General features: G+C 35.1%; 19 protein-coding genes. 13 read left to right on the top strand and 6 right to left on the bottom strand.

The window, feature by feature from the left end; genetic code table 11:
• Window positions 1-81 precede the first annotated feature (81 nt).
• Window positions 82-732, bottom strand: coding sequence for a helix-turn-helix transcriptional regulator (locus HMPREF3129_RS10345; protein ID WP_004246231.1), 651 nt, complete (start codon window positions 730-732; stop codon window positions 82-84).
• A 186-nt stretch (window positions 733-918) separates the two neighbouring features.
• Between HMPREF3129_RS10345 and HMPREF3129_RS10340 the strand changes: the two genes are divergently transcribed.
• Genes HMPREF3129_RS10340 through HMPREF3129_RS10330 form a run of 3 tightly spaced genes read left to right on the top strand, consistent with a single transcriptional unit; the run spans window position 919 to window position 3,554 of the window.
• On the top strand, window positions 919-1,881 hold the full coding sequence (locus HMPREF3129_RS10340; protein WP_004249599.1) for a sugar phosphate isomerase/epimerase family protein: 963 nt from the start codon (window positions 919-921) through the stop codon (window positions 1,879-1,881).
• Window positions 1,882-1,917: 36 nt separating this feature from the next.
• Entirely contained in the window at window positions 1,918-2,295 is a 378-nt protein-coding gene (locus HMPREF3129_RS10335; RefSeq protein ID WP_004246229.1) for a RidA family protein, read from the top strand.
• A gap of 11 nt (window positions 2,296-2,306) precedes the next feature.
• On the top strand, window positions 2,307-3,554 hold the full coding sequence (locus tag HMPREF3129_RS10330; protein ID WP_036919636.1) for an MFS transporter: 1,248 nt from the start codon (window positions 2,307-2,309) through the stop codon (window positions 3,552-3,554).
• Window positions 3,555-3,610: 56 nt separating this feature from the next.
• On the opposite strand, the gene HMPREF3129_RS18540 is transcribed toward HMPREF3129_RS10330, so the two are convergent.
• The gene (locus tag HMPREF3129_RS18540) at window positions 3,611-3,817 is read right to left on the bottom strand and encodes a hypothetical protein (protein WP_036919638.1); all 207 of its coding nucleotides are present in this window, start codon (window positions 3,815-3,817) and stop codon (window positions 3,611-3,613) included.
• A gap of 195 nt (window positions 3,818-4,012) precedes the next feature.
• Between HMPREF3129_RS18540 and HMPREF3129_RS10325 the strand changes: the two genes are divergently transcribed.
• Window positions 4,013-4,258, top strand: a complete 246-nt coding sequence (locus tag HMPREF3129_RS10325) for a hypothetical protein (protein WP_004246226.1) — start codon at window positions 4,013-4,015, stop codon at window positions 4,256-4,258.
• Window positions 4,259-4,438: 180 nt separating this feature from the next.
• Here the strand turns inward: HMPREF3129_RS10325 and HMPREF3129_RS10320 are convergent, their stop codons facing one another.
• The 3 genes from HMPREF3129_RS10320 to HMPREF3129_RS10310 are packed head-to-tail and all read right to left on the bottom strand — an operon-like array spanning window position 4,439 to window position 7,258.
• Window positions 4,439-4,813 (bottom strand): YjaA family stress response protein, encoded by a 375-nt coding sequence (locus HMPREF3129_RS10320; protein ID WP_004246224.1) that lies wholly within the window; start codon window positions 4,811-4,813, stop codon window positions 4,439-4,441.
• 22 nt (window positions 4,814-4,835) lie between these two features.
• Window positions 4,836-5,552, bottom strand: a complete 717-nt coding sequence (btsR, locus tag HMPREF3129_RS10315; RefSeq protein WP_004246223.1) for a two-component system response regulator BtsR — start codon at window positions 5,550-5,552, stop codon at window positions 4,836-4,838.
• 2 nt (window positions 5,553-5,554) lie between these two features.
• Window positions 5,555-7,258: a sensor histidine kinase gene (locus HMPREF3129_RS10310; protein WP_004246222.1), complete on the bottom strand. Its 1,704-nt coding sequence runs from the start codon at window positions 7,256-7,258 to the stop codon at window positions 5,555-5,557.
• A gap of 235 nt (window positions 7,259-7,493) precedes the next feature.
• On the opposite strand from HMPREF3129_RS10310, the gene HMPREF3129_RS10305 reads away from it, so the two are divergent.
• From HMPREF3129_RS10305 to HMPREF3129_RS10265, 9 genes are all read left to right on the top strand, one after another.
• Window positions 7,494-8,465 (top strand): HlyD family secretion protein, encoded by a 972-nt coding sequence (locus HMPREF3129_RS10305; RefSeq protein ID WP_004246221.1) that lies wholly within the window; start codon window positions 7,494-7,496, stop codon window positions 8,463-8,465.
• 9 nt (window positions 8,466-8,474) lie between these two features.
• Window positions 8,475-9,620: an ABC transporter permease gene (locus HMPREF3129_RS10300; RefSeq protein ID WP_004246220.1), complete on the top strand. Its 1,146-nt coding sequence runs from the start codon at window positions 8,475-8,477 to the stop codon at window positions 9,618-9,620.
• On the top strand, window positions 9,620-10,783 hold the full coding sequence (locus tag HMPREF3129_RS10295) for an ABC transporter permease (protein ID WP_017827649.1): 1,164 nt from the start codon (window positions 9,620-9,622) through the stop codon (window positions 10,781-10,783). Before HMPREF3129_RS10300 ends, HMPREF3129_RS10295 begins: the two co-directional genes overlap by 1 nt.
• A gap of 581 nt (window positions 10,784-11,364) precedes the next feature.
• Window positions 11,365-11,931, top strand: coding sequence for a type 1 fimbrial major subunit FimA (gene fimA / locus HMPREF3129_RS10290; RefSeq protein WP_004246218.1), 567 nt, complete (start codon window positions 11,365-11,367; stop codon window positions 11,929-11,931).
• A 99-nt stretch (window positions 11,932-12,030) separates the two neighbouring features.
• Window positions 12,031-12,729 (top strand): fimbrial biogenesis chaperone, encoded by a 699-nt coding sequence (locus HMPREF3129_RS10285; RefSeq protein ID WP_004249595.1) that lies wholly within the window; start codon window positions 12,031-12,033, stop codon window positions 12,727-12,729.
• 37 nt (window positions 12,730-12,766) lie between these two features.
• Window positions 12,767-15,388: a fimbria/pilus outer membrane usher protein gene (locus HMPREF3129_RS10280; protein ID WP_004246216.1), complete on the top strand. Its 2,622-nt coding sequence runs from the start codon at window positions 12,767-12,769 to the stop codon at window positions 15,386-15,388.
• A gap of 3 nt (window positions 15,389-15,391) precedes the next feature.
• The gene (locus HMPREF3129_RS10275; protein ID WP_036919641.1) at window positions 15,392-15,934 is read left to right on the top strand and encodes a type 1 fimbrial adaptor subunit FimF; all 543 of its coding nucleotides are present in this window, start codon (window positions 15,392-15,394) and stop codon (window positions 15,932-15,934) included.
• 15 nt (window positions 15,935-15,949) lie between these two features.
• The gene (locus tag HMPREF3129_RS10270; RefSeq protein ID WP_004249593.1) at window positions 15,950-16,462 is read left to right on the top strand and encodes a type 1 fimbrial minor subunit FimG; all 513 of its coding nucleotides are present in this window, start codon (window positions 15,950-15,952) and stop codon (window positions 16,460-16,462) included.
• Window positions 16,463-16,494: 32 nt separating this feature from the next.
• Window positions 16,495-17,427, top strand: coding sequence for a fimbrial protein (locus HMPREF3129_RS10265; protein WP_036919643.1), 933 nt, complete (start codon window positions 16,495-16,497; stop codon window positions 17,425-17,427).
• Window positions 17,428-17,496: 69 nt separating this feature from the next.
• On the opposite strand, the gene HMPREF3129_RS10260 is transcribed toward HMPREF3129_RS10265, so the two are convergent.
• Window positions 17,497-18,375 carry a U32 family peptidase gene (locus tag HMPREF3129_RS10260; protein ID WP_004249589.1) on the bottom strand — a complete coding sequence of 293 codons (879 nt, stop codon included), beginning with the start codon at window positions 18,373-18,375 and terminating at the stop codon, window positions 17,497-17,499.
• Window positions 18,376-18,377 lie beyond the last annotated feature (2 nt).

Genomic DNA, 18,377 nt, shown 5'->3' with positions numbered 1-18,377 from the left:
ATATGCAGCCGTAAGTAGGGCGCTGTTAGAGGACGACAGGAGTGATCCCATCTCCTACTAGACAATAAGTAAATCTTATTATTATTTCTTGCTTAAATTTCTTAAATGCTTATAAATTGTTGCTGAGCTTATGCCTAATTCGGCGGATACTATTTTATGTGTTGCTGAAAATTCAAAAAGTCCACTTTCATTTAATTCTTTAATTATCTCTAAATTCTTGTATTTACTTGGAATATTTTTATTTCCGTAAACTCTCTTTTTAATTGGTTCTAGATGATTCTGTACAAGATTATTCACATCTTGTGAAAAATTTTCATGTTTTAAATTATTTGTATCAGTAAAACTATCTATTAATGCATTTAATGGCATATCGAGAGCAAAGTTCATACAAATCATACCAATAGGTGTACCTGCATTATTTACAATTAAAGTAGATGATGATTTAAATGGCCGAACACTTTTTGTATTGAAATAAACCTCCCACATTTGATCTGTTCGATTAAATTTTGAGAGTTTTTCTAAAGCAATATTTGTTACGGGGGCACCTAATCCACGACCAGTAACATGTCCATTAACTATGTGGATAACGGAATGGCGTAAATCCTCAAAACTATGTAGCACTATTTCACAATAATCACCGAGAAATTGCCCCAAATTATCGAGAAAAGGAATATAAGAGCGGAGTAGATGCCGATCTTCTTCAGTAATCTTTTGGTTTGTAGGAAGGTCCATAAGAAATTTTACCCATAATTACAGTTAAATAATTCTAACGTTAAAAGTTGTCGAAATCCATATTTAGTATACTCGGATAATACTGAGTAAAATATTTTTATACTAAGTTAAGTTTTATGATCCTAAGCACATACTTTATTTTCTTAATATGGCTAAATACGGGTATAGGAATTCGAGGAAGAAATTATGAAACTAGGTATTGAAACAGAGTCCTATCACCTATTTTTTCAGCAGGGTGTAATGGATGTTTTTGATTTTATAAATAAAGCAACTGAATTAGGGCTGGATGGGGTCGAATTAAATATCATTCCTGATGAAGGATTACACCCAGAATTTGGTGTGTTAACAAGTGATAGCCCTGAATATTTAGCAAAAGTACGTCAGGCAATTGAAGATAAAAATCTTTATTGTGAATTAGATACACGTTTTACAACACCAAAGGCATTAACAAAAGCAATTGATATCGCTCGAGGAATTGGTGCTGATGTGATACGTACTTATATGTTTCGTCGAGGACAATACAATCCGAAACAATACCCTAAAATTATTCAAGATATTAAGTCTATTGTTCCATTATTAAAAAAATATCGTATACGTCTTGCAATAGAAAATCATGAAGATGAAACGGCTGATGAAATCTTAAATATTGTAAAAGATATTGATTCTATTTGGGTTGGTGCACATTGTGATATTGGTAATGGCATGATGGCGTGGGAAGATCCTATAGTAACAGTGAGCAAATTAGCACCTTATACATATAGCACTCATTTTAAAGATCATATTGTTACACATGATGATGAAACACTGGTAATTACAGGAATGCCTCTTGGTGAAGGGAGTATTGATATCGATGAATGTTTTCGTTTATTAGTTGAACATTCGCCTGTAACACGTATTAACTTAGAAAACTGTTTTCCCTATACATCTCATTTTGCTAGAGATAAAGGAACGGGGGGAGTATTTGAATTAAGTGGAAGCTTTGAAGTTAAATCACCACCTTTTGATACGCAATTAATTAACCCCTTGGAATATTATTATCCAGCTAAAATTTCTCCTGTTGCATTAAAAACATTAATGGACGCACAAGAGCGTTGTGTACAAGTTTCTGTTAATAAATTAAAAGAACTAAGAAAAAAATATTGTTATTAATATATAAAAATAGTTATCAAATATTGGAGTGATCTCATGATTATTAATACTACATCAGCACCAGAAGCTATTGGTCCTTATTCACAAGCAATTAAAGTTGAAAATCATATTTATATTTCAGGTTGTTGCCCATTCAATACTCATGATGGTTCTGTTATGGGAAATGATATTGAAACACAAACATTAAAAGCTATGAATAATTTAAAAGCTATTATAGAAGCTGCCGGTGCATCAATGGATGATATTGTTAAAACGACTTGTTTTATTAAAGATATAAAAGATTTTCCTATTTTTAATAATATTTATTCTTCTTTTTTTACATCAGGAAAATACCCAGCTCGTTCATGTGTGGAAGTTTCTCGTCTACCTAAAGATGTTTTAATTGAAATAGAAGCTATCGCTTATAAAAAATAGGAAATATGATCATGAATAAATGGGGAAAATTATGTTTTCTTATTTTGGGTGGTGGGACTATATTCAAACTATCCAGCATGAAAGATGTATTTTATGTGCCAATGCAACAAGATTGGGGATTATCTAACACCCAAATTGGTTTTGGCTTTACTATTTATGCCATTATTCAAACAATCGGATTATTTTCATCATTGTATATTGCCGATCGTTTCTCTAAGAAAATTTTATTACCAGCGGGCTTAATTGGAGTAGGTTTATGTGGTGCTTATTTAAGCACATTGCCTCCTTTTACGGGTTATTTAATTGCATTTGGTGCAATGGCATTTTTCGGCGAGGTTGTTTATTGGCCTGTTTTACTAAAATCGGTACGTTTATTAGGAAATAAAGAAGAACAAGGACGTATGTTTGGTTTTCTAGAAGCTGGGCGAGGGGTTGTTGATGTTCTAGTAGCTTCGGGAGCTCTTTATATATTTGTTTTATTTGGTGAAGGTAAAACAGGTATGCAAGCAGGATTAATTTATTATACGCTTGCTACAATAATAGTAGGTATAATTACATATTTTATTGTGGATAATGACGATAAGAAGGAAACCTCCTCAGCAAGTGAAGCTAATCGCCAAGTTTTGGAAGGGATTAAAAATGTCGTAAAATGTCCTAACTTATGGTTAGCATCAATGAGTATCTTCTTTGTTTATTCTGCTTACTGTGGGTTAACTTATTTTATTCCTTTTTTAAAAGATATTTACGCACTACCAATAGCCCTTATCGGTGCCTATGGCATTATTAATCAATATGCACTAAAAATGATAGGTGGTCCATTAGGCGGATTTTTAGCTGACAAAGTTGCAAAATCGCCAACAATATATCTGAAATGGACATTTTTATTATCTGCGATTGCAATGGCTATTTTCATTATGTTGCCTCATGACTCAATGAATGTCTATTTAGGTATGACTGCAACATTAGGTTTCGGTGCAATCATTTTCTCGCAAAGAGCTATTTTCTTTGCACCAATGGATGAAATTGGAACACCAAGACAATATGCAGGTTCAGCGATGGCGTTTGGGTGTATTATTGGTTATATGCCTTCCATGTTTGCTTATGCTCTCTATGGGTCATTATTAGATAATTTTGAGGGCATTCAAGGATATAACTATGTATTTAGTATTATGGTCACTTTTAGTTTGCTTGGTTTTATTTGTGCAACCATATTAGCTAAGCGTATTAAAATGATAAATAACACTTTAAATATAGCTTAAAAATAGACACCGCTTAATTGTGATCTAGCAAACACTGCTTCATCGATTGGCATTAGCTAAATACGGCTATACCTAGTACAAGGAATGCACTTTAAGCGTTCTTCTGGTGGCGATAATAAATCAATATTTTGTTTATTGCCTTGGCGTAAACGACTTAATGTTTTGGCTAAACGCTCTTGCTCTAATGGATTAAGCAAATTGTTCAGGTAAATGGTGAGCGAGGGCGGTAATAACGAAAATGTACCACGTCGCCGTAGTAGCACTCATAATCAATAAGAATATAATTCACTCAGTATTCAATTGAGTTGATGATATAAATTGAAAAACCAGTCAACAAAAATTGGCTGGTTTTTTCTATATAAAGTAGAAATAAATAATTACTCAATTGGGTACATTTTATTGGCATATTCCAAGAGTGCATTAATTTCTATATTGATGGTAAGGGATTAGACAAATGGTTGGGGTTTGATCGGCAAACGGATTGGCGGTTTTTAGATTTTGATTTTGATATTTTTATTGTTGATAAAGATAACTTTCCTAATTACAATCGTAATAAAATAATTTACAGTAAAGCCGAACAATATTTAGGTATTAAACCTGTTTATAGTCAATTAGAGAATAATCGATTAGTGCTTTATCGTTGCCATTGTGGTAGTGATTATTGTTCTGTGATTTCTTGTACTTTAGATATTACAGAACATTAGGTGAAATGGAATAATATTGCATATAAGGATGGATTAGATAGAGAGGAGGCTTTAGATTTGGATAAGCATGGAATAACACCTATTAAACAATTTATATTTTCTAGAAAACAATATCAGCAGGTTTTTAATAAGTATTTAGACACTTATTTGTAAATGGTTAAATACTGATTTTATATAGAGTTATGATTTATTGATTAATTCAATCACCTCTGCATCCATAAGTGGTGTGAGTTTTGCACTAATAACGATTTTTTTGTATTTGTTATTCAACCCACCGGCAATGACTTCATTGAATAATCGAATTTCTACTTGGGATAATCCATCTTCGGTACGTTCTAAAGGATGAATTACCACATTTCTTTTTCGACAAAAAAAGGATAATGGGTTAATACCTATTTGAGTAAGTGCTGTTCGTATCGCTTCAATAGCAGGGTAAAAATCACCAATTAACATTCGGCTATGAGTAAAATGACGTTCTACAGAAAATTCTTTTTTGGTGTGAAGATCACGAACTTCGATGCGATTAATATAAACTTTAATATAAATGGGTTCCATCTAGCTTATTCCTTTTTACTGATTAAATTAAGCCAATCGCTTCTTTTAAGGGTTTAAGGTAACGTCGACTGACCGGAATTTGTTTATTATTATGTAAAATAAGTTCTGCTTGTCCATTATCACCAAATACAATTTCATTGACATAATCCATATTCACTAAATATTGACGATGGCAACGTACCAGCGGGGTGCGTGTTTCTAAAGTACGTAATGTAAGCTCAGTAAAACCTTCTTGCCCTTGATTATTGGTGACATAGACACCGCTTAATCGTGATGTAGCAAACACGGCTTCATCGATTGGCATTAGCCAAATACGGCTATGCCCAGTACAAGGAATGCACTTTAAGCGTTCTTCAGGTGGTGATAATAAATCAATATTTTGTTTATTGCCTTGGCGTAAACGACTTAATGTTTTGGCTAAACGCTCTTGCTCTAATGGTTTGAGCAAATAATCAAAAGCATGCTCTTCGAATGCTTGAATAGCATATTCTTCAAATGCCGTTAGAAAGACAATATAAGGGCGATGTTCAGGATCAAGCATTGAGACCATTTCTAAGCCAGTAATACGTGGCATTTGAATATCAAGAAAAACCACATCAGGTTTTTTACGATGTATTTCCCCTATCGCCTCAATAGCATTACTGCATTCACCAATAATATGAATATCTTTTTCTTCTTCGAGTAAACAACGTAAATTTTCACGAGCAAGCGGCTCATCATCAACGATTAATATATTCATTGTTATGCTGCGTTATCCATATTTTTTTCTAAGGGTAAACAGATTTTTATTTTGGTATAGTTATCAGGCTGACACTCCACAAGTACACCATATAGATCACCATAGCGTAATTTAATCCGCTTATCGACAAGTCTCATTCCTAAACCGAGCTGATGTGATGCGCCTTGCGAATGATAAAGCCCTGCATTATCACTAATTTCGATCACTATTAAGTGGTCTTCTTGATGCGCTCTAATTGTAATCTTTCCGATGCCTAATAACTGTGATGTTCCATGTTTAATTGCATTCTCAACCATAGGCTGAAGCGAAAATGCAGGAAGGCGCGCAGTGGCTAAATGTTCAGGTATCTGAATATCTATCTGTAAACTTTCTTGAAAGCGCGCTTTTTCAATTTGTAAATAAGCCGTGACGTGTTCAATTTCATCACTGAGTGTCACTATCGCTTCGGGTCTTTTTAAATTCTTACGAAAAAAAGCTGACAGAAATTGCACTAACTGTTTTGCTTGATCACTATCACGACGAATAACGGCTTGTAATGTATTTAATGCATTAAATAAAAAGTGGGGATTGACTTGTGCGTGTAGTAATTTAATTTCTGATTCTAATAGTGATTGTTTATTTCTTTCGTATTGTCCGGCAAGAATTTGTGCTGATAATAGACTGGCGATCCCTTCTCCTAAGGTTCTATTAATGGAGCTAAATAAGCGATTCTTTGCTTCATAGAGCTTTATGGTGCCAATAACGCGATTATTTTCTCCTCGTAAAGGAATAACCAGTGTCGAGCCTAATTTACAATGTGGAGAAAGGGTACATCGATAAGGTGTCTCATTGCCGTCCGCATACACGACTTCGTTATTATTAATGGCTTGTTTAGATTGTTCTGAGGAAATCGGTGTACCCGGCAAATGATGATCAGCGCCAATACCAATAAAAGCGAGTAGTTTATCTCTATCCGTAATGGCGACAGCACTGACTTTTAATTCTTGGTAGATAACTTTTGCAACACGAGTACTATTATCTTGGTTAAAGCCTTTACGTAAAATACCTTCAGTGCAAACCGCAATTTTTAATGCTTGAGCGGAGAAAGCACTGGTATATTTTTCAAAAATGGCACGTCTATCTTGTAATATCCTAATAAACATCGCAGCACCTATTGTATTTGCTACAATCATAGGAGCGGCAATATTTTTTACTAAAGAAAGTGCTTCATCAAAAGGACGAGCGAGTAATAAAATAATACTCATCTGTATTATTTCGGCAAAAAAGGTGACGGTAGCCGCTGTCCAAGGATTAAATATGCGGTGCATTTGTCCATGTTTTACATAATAACGATGAACTAATCCACCAATTAATCCTTCTGCGATAGTGGATACCATACAACTTAACGCTGTCATCCCGCCGAGGGAATAGCGGTGTAAGCCACCCGTGAAGCCAACGAGAAAGCCTACATACGGGCCACCTAATAATCCGCCTAATACGGAGCCAATAGCACGGGTATTAGCAATAGAGTCATTAATATGCAATCCAAAATAGGTGCCCATAATGCAGAAAATGGAGAAAATCACATAGCACATTAATTTATGTGGAAGTTTGATAGTCACTTGTAAAAGAGGCGTAAATAGCGGCGTTTTGCTGAGAAACCACGCAATAATGAGATAAACGCACATTTGCTGTAATAACAGCAAAATTAAATCAAATTCGTACATAAGTTGTGTGTACCACTTTCTGTGTTTATTTAATAAATTAAAAAAACGTAGATAAAATGAGGCTATTCATGGAGTAATAAAATTTGGTATAAGAATAACTTAATCGCACTATCAAAGAAAATCTTCCTCTGAGTCAGTGATCTAGCGCACAAAATTCTTAAAGAAATAGCCAGTTATTGTGTAAGATAACGCTATCAGTGAGTGTTCTACTTCACTATTAAGGTCTAATCGTTATATGAAAAAAAGAGCCATCTATCTTATTTTATTAATGCTAATACTTATTGCATTAGCCGTTCTTTTCCGCGCGCATAATCAATATTTATTACTGCAAGGTGAAGTGGATGCACCTGAAGTTATTGTGGCCTCTAAAGCCAAAGGACGTGTTATAGAGCGTCATATTGAGCGGGGTGATGATGTTAAAGCGGGGCAATTGATGATCACCTTAGATAGCCCAGAACTCAATGCTCAAGTGGCTGCACTGGAAGCGGCAAAAGCCCAAGCTCAAGCTCAATTAGATCTCTCTATTCACGGTACAAGAGAAGAAAGCATTCGCAATTTACAAGCGATCTTATCTCAGGCGCAAGCACAAGCCACCAATGCAACGAAAGATTACCAACGTCTTAGTGCGGTCGCCAATAAAGGTTATGTCTCTGCCAATGAGCTTGATAGTGCTCGTAGTCGTCGAGATGTTGCCGTGCAGCAAGCCAAAGCCGCTCAAGCTGAATTAGATGAAGCGAAAAACGGTGATCGTATTGAATTACGTGAGAAATACCGAGCCGCACTACAACAAGCAGAGCAGCAATTAATTGAGCTGAAAGTTCAGCAACAAGATTTACAGGTAAAAGCTCCGGTTGACGGCGAAGTGGGGCCTATTCCTGCGGAAGTGGGTGAGCTTTTTAATGCCAATAGCCCATTAGCTACGTTAATTCGTCTCCCTGAAGCCTATTTTGTATATAACTTGCGTGAAGATATTTTAGCCGATATCCGCAAAGGCGATCGTATCACCATCACTGTTCCTGCGTTAGGCAATAAAGAAGTGGAAGCAGAAGTTCGCTATATTGCTCCTATGGGAGATTACGCAACGAAAAGAGCGACGCGTGCAACAGGAGATTTCGACTTAAAAACCTTTGAAGTTCGACTGTATCCAACGGCACAAATTGAAGGACTACGTCCTGGTATGAGCGCATTATGGCGTTGGGATAAGTAAGGGCGAATAATGAGAGTAAAGGCAGCTTGGCGTGGTTTTAATAGCGCATTCTCACGAGAAACCCATATGGCAGTGCGAAGTCCAGTGTTCCACTGGCTAAGCTGGCTGTTTCCATTAATGTTATTCACATTAATTAGTGCTAACTTTTCAGAAGGTACTTTGCTGAACTTGCCAGTTTCCGTTATCAATAATGATAATAGTCCACTATCAAAAACGTTGATCCGAGATTTAAATGCAGGCTCTCATGCAAAATTAAGTGCACTAGATACAAATCCGCGAACCGCCTTAGAGCAGCTAGGAAGTGCAAAAGATTACGCTATTTTAATGATCCCCCGCCATTTTGAAAAAGATGTATTAGCAGGTAAACAGCCGACAACCCGAATGTATTACAATGGGTTGTATTATGCTGCGGGTAGCTATGCTATACAGGATTTTAGCGGGTTAATTGCTGAGCTTAATGCTCAATATCGCACTGTTTTAGCGCAAGAGATGAATAAGCCGGTGCCGCCTTTAGCCAAAGTAACACTCTCTTATGACAGCCTGTTTAATGCCAGTGGTAGTTATATCTACTATCAACAATTTGCTGCAACCATCCATATGCTGCAACTCTTTGTTGTCACCTGCACGATTTACTCCTTATCACGGGGTAATATGCTATTAAACTTAAAACCTTTCACTTTTGCCCTAATAGGTAAATTAGCACCTTATACGCTGTTTTTCTTAACATTATTAATGGTTGAATTAGCGGCGTTAGTGCATTTTTCAGGGGCAAAAGTCAATGGTAATCCGCTTTATATGATATTGGTGGGGTTCTTTTATATCATCGCGGCACAAAGTATTGGGTTGCTGTTGTTTACATTTACCAATAGTGCGATAACCGCATACAGTATGATAGGTATGCTAGTGAGTATCGCCTTAGCTTTTTCAGGGATGGCAGTGCCTGAACTGTCGATGATATTACCTGCTCGAATCATTTCTAATCTAGAGCCGTTAACGCACGCCTTAAATGCTATGTTTGATATCTTCTTAAGGGAAGTTTCGTTACAAGGTATTCTTTATGTGTGCACGCTTTTGTTGATTTATCCTTTTGCGATTGCGCTTTTAGTTCGCAAACGCATCTTTAAAAGATTGGAATTACAGGTAGGTGTCGTATGATGCAGATGTATTTCCAAACATTTAAGCGTGTTTTATTAGGCATGTTAGAAAAACCGATGTGGATGTTATTATTGGTTTCTCTTTGCATTATGAGTTTAGTCTACGCTAAACCTGTATTGTGGGATCTGCCTGTGGCGGTGATCAATCAAGATCATAGTCCCGCCAGTTATGCCCTTATCCGCTCATTAGATGCCACACCTAAATTAAGCTTAAAGGGATATGATAATTTAGATGAAGCTCGTCATGACATGATCATGCGTGAACTGTTTGCCATTATTATCATTCCAACAGATTTTGAAAAAAAACTGCTTAATGGCAAAAATGTTACCGTTCCTGTGTATGGGGATGCGACCAACCGCCTTGCTAGTGGACAAATTCAGCAAGAATTAATGCAGGCGTATCAGCAATTATTAGATAACTATAACGGCCGTATCTTACAAAATGCGGGTTTTAGTGCGACACAGTCAAAAATATTATTAAAACCGATCCAAAGTGAAACTATCGCCATGTATAACCCTGGGGTCAGTTTTGCCGCCATTATTTTCCCAGGCTTGTTAGTGATGTTATTGCAACACTCATTATTAATTGCTTGTGTACGAGTGAGTATCGCCGTCAGAGGAACGCCAAAAGGGAAGCCTCCGTTAGCGGTATATTTAGGCGCGCTATCTGCACTTATACCGATTTGGCTCTTTTTATCTTCGGTGTTCTTTGCACTATGGCCGTGGGTATTAGGCTATCGTCAAGAAGCACCACTTTATCAAATTTGGATGTTGACCTTCCCATTCTTATTAGCGGTATTAGGATTAGGTAAGTTGATCACCGAATGCTTGCGCAGTGTTGAGATGATTTACTTAACATTGGCATTTGTGACGACACCTGTATTCTATATTTCGGGAACTATTTGGCCATTACAAGCTATGCCGGATTGGGTATTGGCAATATCCTCTGCATTACCTTCTACATGGGCTGTAAATGCTATGGCCGGAATTAACCAGATGGGATTATCATTCCAAAGCATCCTAGGGGATATCGTGATGATGCTGGTTTTAGGCGTGATATATACCATTTTGGGGGTGTTAGTGGGGATGTTGCGCAATGGTGAGTTAAGGAAAATTACTCATCAATTTAAGCATTGGGTGAGACATTACCACCGTTCAAAGTAAATAATATCTGTAATATGCTAGGTAAATAGGACGGGATTACTGAAAAGTTATCCCGTATTTTTTATTTTAGTGTGAATTTTCTATAATAGTCTATTAATAACAAAATTTTGTTTGAATTATTTTATTTTTATGCAATCTCTATCTAAAGATATTATCTTAATAATAATAATGTTTTTTAATAAGCTTAAATAATTAATGTTATTGTTATAATAATTAATGTGAACTATTTTAAGTGCTTTTCCTTATCTTAATATATAAAAAATAAATTAATTACTTTTTATATAAACATAAAAAACAAACAATTATATAAAAACCAGTAATGACACTTAATTAAAATAAACTAATCTTATTATAATGAATTTAATTTAGAAGGGCTAAATTAAATAATCAAAATAAAACATTCAATTAAAGTAAGAATAAAAATTTTAAAAAATTAATTGTTAATTTTTAATTAAGTATTATTATATCGATGTCAATTTAATTTCTTAGTAACTTTTATCTTATTATCTAAATAAGATAAAAGTCTATGAAAAATCGTAATTAAATGTGTTTATTATTTTCTAGGAATTAAGGTAATTTATATGAAACTTAATTATTTGAAACTTTTTGTGATCTCTGCATTATCTGTAGGTTCTGTTTTTGCTGTTTCAGCTGAAGATCCTGTAGGAAATGGACCTGTAACCGTGAATGGTGGCGAAATATTTTTTAAAGGTGAATTAGTAAATGCAGCATGTGCTGTTGACTCTTCATCTGATGGCCAAATAGTTAAATTAGGTCAAGTGAGAACTGCAAAATTAGCGAAAGCTGGTGATTTTAGCGAAAATACTAATTTTACTATCCAATTAAATGATTGTGACTCTAAAGTAGCTAGTACTGCAAAAGTTGCTTTTACAGGGGTTTCTGCTGCAGGACAAGATGACGTATTAGCAGTATCTTCTTCTTCTGCTGGTGGTGCTAAAAATGTCGGTATTCAAATTTTAGATAGTAAGAGTGCACCAATGTCTTTTGACGGCGCTGGATTCGGTAATGCAACTAAATTACATGATGGAAAAAATATTATTCCATTCCAAGCAAGATATTATGCTTTAGGTGCAACTGAACCTGGTATCGCAAACGCGAACGCAACCTTTGCTGTCCAATACGAATAATATATAGCCTTATACTATTTTTTAGTATAAGGCTTTTTACTTTTTTGTGGGTTATTTTAATAAGACATACACCAAGATTAGCTATAGTGGATTATAAAAATGAATAGTATTCTAACTTTTTCTAAAATAAAGCTTCTTTTTTTAATGCTCTTAACTCTATGTGTCATTAACCAAGCATATGCTGCTGTATCATTAGGGGCAACTAGAGTCATTTATTTTGCAGGTGAAAAGCAAGTAAAATTACCAGTAATTAATAATGATGAAAAACGTTATTTAATACAGTCTTGGATAGAAAATAGCGAAGGAAAGAAAGATAACTCTTTTGTTATTACGCCTCCTCTATTTTCTATGCAGGGTAAAAAAGAGAATACTTTAAGAATTATAGATGCAACTAACAATAAATTACCGAAAGATAGAGAAACTTTATTTTGGTTGAGTGTAAAATCTATCCCCGCTGTAGAAAAATCACTTGCTAATGAGAATATGTTACAACTTGCGATTATTAGTAAAATAAAATTCTTTTATAGACCAAAAGATCTCACCATATCTCCAGATGAAAATTATAAAAAACTACAATTTAAACGTAATAATGACACACTTATTATAAAAAATCCGACACCTTATTTTATTACGATGACTGAATTAGAACTTGGTGGTAAAAAATTAGAGAACACTATGGTTCCACCTTTTGAAGATAAGTCTATCTCTATTCCAACATCAGCTTATGGGAAACTCTCGTTTCAAACTATTAATGATTATGGTGCCATCACACCAAAAACAATCGTCGACGTTAGATAATCATTATTTAATATTGTAGAATTGAAAGAGTGATATTATGTCATTTTCAACAGGTATAAATAGCTTAAGCGGCATAAAAATAAATAACGTAAAATTATTTATTTTTATACTTGCGCTACTATTTTCAGTTGACTCAAAGTCTGAGGAGGAGTTTTATTATAACCCCTATTTCTTATCAGATAACCCGGAGTCTGTCGCTGATCTATCTTCTTTTGAGAAAGGATTAGAAGTACCTGAAGGTAATTATCTGGTTGATATTTACTTAAATGACATATTCTTAAAAACCCAATATATCAATTTTATTGAGAATAAAGGGCAGCTATCACCATGTATCACAAAAGCAGAGCTAAAAAGTTGGAATGTTAATTTAAATCTCATAACGGATGAACAAAATAAAGATAAAAATAATGTTGAACAGAAAAATGAGCTCGATGAACATTGTCAGTCACTTACTTCATTAATTGCTCAAGCCACAGCAAATTTTGATGTTGGTTCACAAAAGCTCAATCTCACTATACCTCAAGTATATTTAGTCAATCAGTCTCGAGGCTTTATTCCACCAGAGTTATGGGATGATGGTATTGTGGCTGGATTTATTACCTATATTTTAAATGGGAGTAAAACTCGCAACGATGGTAGCCCAGATACTCATTTTACTCATCTCAATTTACAAAGTGGGATCAATCTTGGGCCATGGCGTCTTCGTGATAACTCTATTTATTCTTATGATTCTATTAATAAATCAAGTTGGAAACATCTGAATACTTATATAGAACGTGGTATTAATAAATTATATTCTCGTCTTATTATTGGTGATAGCTACACACAAAGTGAAGTTTTCGACAGCATCAACTTTAGAGGCTTTCAACTGTCATCTGATGAAGTTATGTTACCGGATAGCCAAAGAGGTTTTGCTCCGATTATTCGAGGTGTCGCCCGGACTAATGCCGAGGTTACTATACAGCAAAATGGTTATGTGATTTACCGTAACTCTTTTCCACCGGGTCCTTTTGTTATTGATGATCTCTATTCAACAAGTAACAGTGGCGATTTAGAGGTAACCATTACCGAGTCTGATGGTTCAACACAAACCTTTACTGTGCCATATTCATCAGTCCCTTTATTACAAAGGGAAGGGCATACCAAATATTCAGTGACTGTAGGTAGTTACCGTTCGGGTAATGATGAGCAGGAGCGGCCTTATTTTTTACAAGGATCAGTGATCCACGGCTTACCTGCGGGTTGGACCATTTATGGAGGAACCCAGTTATCCAAAAATTACCAAGCGGCAAGTATTGGGGTAGGTAAAAATATTGGGCGTTTTGGGGCTTTATCATTTGATATTACCGAAGCGAGATCAATACTACCCGATGACTCTACACACCGTGGGCAATCGATACGTATTCTTTATAATAAATCTATCAATGAATTAGGCACAAGGGTGCAACTTGCCGGTTATAAATATGCGACGAGTGGTTTTTATACTTTAGCAGAGACTACTTATAAAAAAATGAGAGGAAATTATATACAAACGGAGGATGGTGTTGTTGAAGTTAGTGGATTGCCACAAAGTTACTACGATCTTATTTATAATAAAAGGCAAAGGATACAACTCAATATTACTCAAAAAATAGGTGATCAATCTACGTTATATATTATTGGTACTAATCAGCGTTATTGGAATTCTAAAAAACAAGATAATCAATTACAGATAGGCCTTAATACTATTATTAAAGGTATTAATTTAGGCCTAAATTATAGCTTATCTAAAACATCATGGAATGATAGTAAAGATCAGATGTTAGCATTTAATACTAGTATTCCTTTTAGTAACTTTATGCGTTCTGATAATGATTCTATATGGCAAAATGCGAGTTTAAGTACTAACTCCTCGCATAACATGAAGAAACGTTTTAACAATACTATCGGATTAAACGGTACATTATTGGAAGATAAAAACTTAAGTTACAATATTCAAACAGGTTATTCTCATGAAGAAGAATCGGACTCAACAGGATATGCCTCATTAAGTTATAACGGTTCTTATATGAATAGCAATATAGGTTATAACTATACCGATACATCACATCAAATAAATTATGGTATGAGTGGCAGTATTTTAGCTCACTCAGGTGGTATAACACTTAGTCAGCCTATATATCAAACAGCGGTGTTAGTTAAAGTACCTGAAGTTAAAAATATAAAATTAGAAAACAATAGTGGCATCACGACAGACAGTAATGGTTATGCGGTTTTACCTTATGTTTCTGAATATAAAGAAAACCGTATTGCATTGGATACCAATTCATTCTCTAACAATATTGAAATAGATAATGCGGTGAAAAGCGTAGTTCCTACTCGTGGGGCCATTAGTGCGATCACATTTGAGCCTAGTGTTGGGATAAAAGCAATTACGACATTAACCCATAAAGGGAAACCAGTACCTTTCGGGGCTATCGTTGATTCAGGTAATAATACTGGGATTGTGGCAGATGAAGGAAAAGTTTATTTAACAGGGTTATCACCTTCAGGGCAATTAAAAGTGAATTGGGGTAGTAAGAAAGAGCAACAATGCTTAGTAAATTACACATTACCACCACAAGATCCAGATAAACTTTATGTTGAATATAGTGCAGAGTGCCACCCTATTAAGGAATAAATAATGACTAATAATATTAAGGGTATTTTGACAACACTATGGTTATTTTTCTTATCATTATCACCTAGTGTTGCATATTCTGCCGATAGCATTATTCAAATAACAGGTTATATGAGAGATAACACCTGTGCAGTTGCACCAGAATCACAATACCAAACTATTGATTTATTAAATAATGAAGTTAAGCGGTTATATAAAGTGGGAGAAACAACACCCTTTATTCCTTTTCATATAATACTGGAGCCTTGTGGAGAATCAGTGATTGCTGTGAAATTCTATTTTAATGGTATTTCAGATAGAAATAATCCTTCATTATTAGCGTTAGATCCGATAGCAACATCTGCTTCTGGTGTTGGAATACAAATATTAGATAGTGAAAGGTCACCCATTCCTATTAATCCAAGTAGTGACCAACTTAAATGGATCCCCTTAGTTGCAGGAAAAAGTAACACCGTTTTTTTCTATAGTCGATTAATGGCATCTGATATGCCTGTCTTAGCTGGAAAAATTAAAGCCAGTGCCACTTTTACACTCGAGTACCAATAGAGATAAAGAGAATCAATGATGAAATATAAATGGCGAGGAGTAAAAAACGTAATATTTGCTATTTTATGCTGCAATACTTCATTCGCTATGGCTGCAGATGCAACAATTACTGTTAATGGAAGTGTAATAGCAAGGCCTTGTGAAACAATCACAAAAACAGCCAATGTGGACATGGGCGACCTATATACATTCGATTTTATGATCCCAGGCTCTACCTCTAAATGGTATCCCGTTGATTTGGAATTAAGAAATTGTCCTATTGGTACAACTTCTATTGAAGCGACATTCACCGGTCTTGATGATAGTACTGGATACTATAGAAATCAGGGCTCAGCTAAAAATCTTCATTTAGAATTACAAGATACTGCAGGTAATAAATTAAGAAACGGTTCGAAAAAAGTGGTTGAAGTTGGTGAGTATTCGTTTGCTGCAATTTTTCCTTTACGAGTAAGAGCCATCTCTGTGAATGGTAGACCTACACAGGGATCAGTACAGGCAATAATTAATGTTACCTATGTATTTATGTAATTGTTATTTAATTAAATTATAGAAAAAACATTATGATAAGCTATAAAAAAACAATGCGTTTTTTATTGTATTTAAGCTTCGGTTTATTTTCAAACCCAGTACTATCATTTACTTGTAAAGTCGCTTCAACGGGACAAATTGTTGGTGATGGTGCTGCTAATATACGCGTTAATTTAACGCCTCGAGTTGAAGTAAACCAGAATTTGGTAGTGGATTTATCTCAACAAATTCTTTGTAAAAATGATTCTTATGGTGGACCTAGAGATCCAATAGACGTTGACCATGTTAATTTAGTTAGTGGAACGACTTTTGGAGGCGCGCTGAATAATTTTGACGGCTCTTTATTATGGTATAACAGTTATTATCCTATTCCTCTTTATTACGATACAAAAGTTATTAATATTAAAGACAGAAATTTTATCCCACTAAATCTTAGATTGTATTTGAAAAGTATTGGTGCTGCGGGAGGGAAGCAAATAAATAAGGGGGATTTAATTGCAAAAATAGAAATGTACAAAATTGCAGATTGGGATGGTGGGCACCCTCGTTTTTTTACATGGAATATTTACGCATTAAATGATGTTATTATGCCTACTGGGGGCTGTGATCTTTCTAGTAGAAATGTCACGATTAATCTTCCTGAATATCCGGGTAATGCGCAACCTATTCCTTTATCTATTTTTTGTCCTAGACAACAAAATATTTCTTACTATTTAACAGGAACAACGTCTGATGTGAATAATACGGTCTTTACCAATATATCATCTAACTCTCCTGCTAAAGGGGTTGGAATTAAAATATCAAATAATAATGGTGTTATTCCTGCTAATACACCGGTCAAATTAGGCAATGTGACGAATAATAGTGTGAGTTTAAGGCTATCTGCTTCGTATGGTGAAACGGGAGAAAGAGTAAGAGCGGGTAATGTAAAATCCGTTATCGGTGTGACCTTTGTTTATGAGTAGATGTTTATTAAAATAAAGTGGAATAATAATTTTATTTTCCACCTTATTTAGATTTCAAAAAATATCTACTTATTCAACTAATTCTAAACCAGCCAGTTTACGCCAATAACCATTACAATCATGATGATGGATGGTGTTAATAGGGTGTGCGCCTTGTTCATTTTGGCGAAATTGTTTTAAGGTAGTAAAAACTTCATCAGACTGCGGTGAAAGACGGACGATATCGACTAAACCTGCCATTGAAGTTAAATCATTACCTAAATTGTAACAGTAGCCACTTTGCGTTTGAATACCATTTAAAACAAACACCTGTTGGTTTTCTTGTGACAATACCTGACGGCCTTGTGGGTATTTTTGACAGCAAGTTTCACAATCATCTTTAGCACGATTTTCTGAGCGAGCAGTAAAACAACGCGCTGAATAAGCCAAAGGAAGATGACCATAAGCGAATACTTCTACTTCAAATTTATCTCTAATCGCTAATTCTTCACATTGAATTAAAAGATTATTTAACCACTCACGAGACAGTTCAACGGGCATACACCAACGTATCATGCCTTGTTTCTGTAATAAACGTAGTGCATAAGCGTTATAGCAGTTTAATCCATGGCCTGCTACAAAAGGTAAATGACGCTCATAAAGCATATTGATCACACCAAAATCATGAGCCTCAACTAAAAATTCACCGTTATCCACCAGCTTTGCTATCTCTTTTAGTTCAGAAGGCGCTTGTAGTAGTGCTAAGGTAGAAAGGATCACTTGTTTACCACTTTTAGCCACTTCTTTGGCCAGATTAATCCAATCTTGTGGTTTAGTCTCACGGCGCTTACTACAGACTGTTTCGCCTAAGTAGATAATATCAGCATCGCTCTGTTTTGCTTGCTGATAAAATGTCTCAAGTGTTTCTTTTTGCCAATAATAAAGTACAGAGCCTAATGCGTATTTCATAT

The sequence above is a fragment of the Proteus sp. HMSC14B05 genome, from assembly GCF_001808035.1.
Classification (GTDB): Bacteria; Pseudomonadota; Gammaproteobacteria; order Enterobacterales; family Enterobacteriaceae; genus Proteus; species Proteus mirabilis.
The sequence above is the reverse complement of the archived record's forward strand: the minus strand, read 5'-3'. Positions and strand labels throughout refer to the sequence as shown.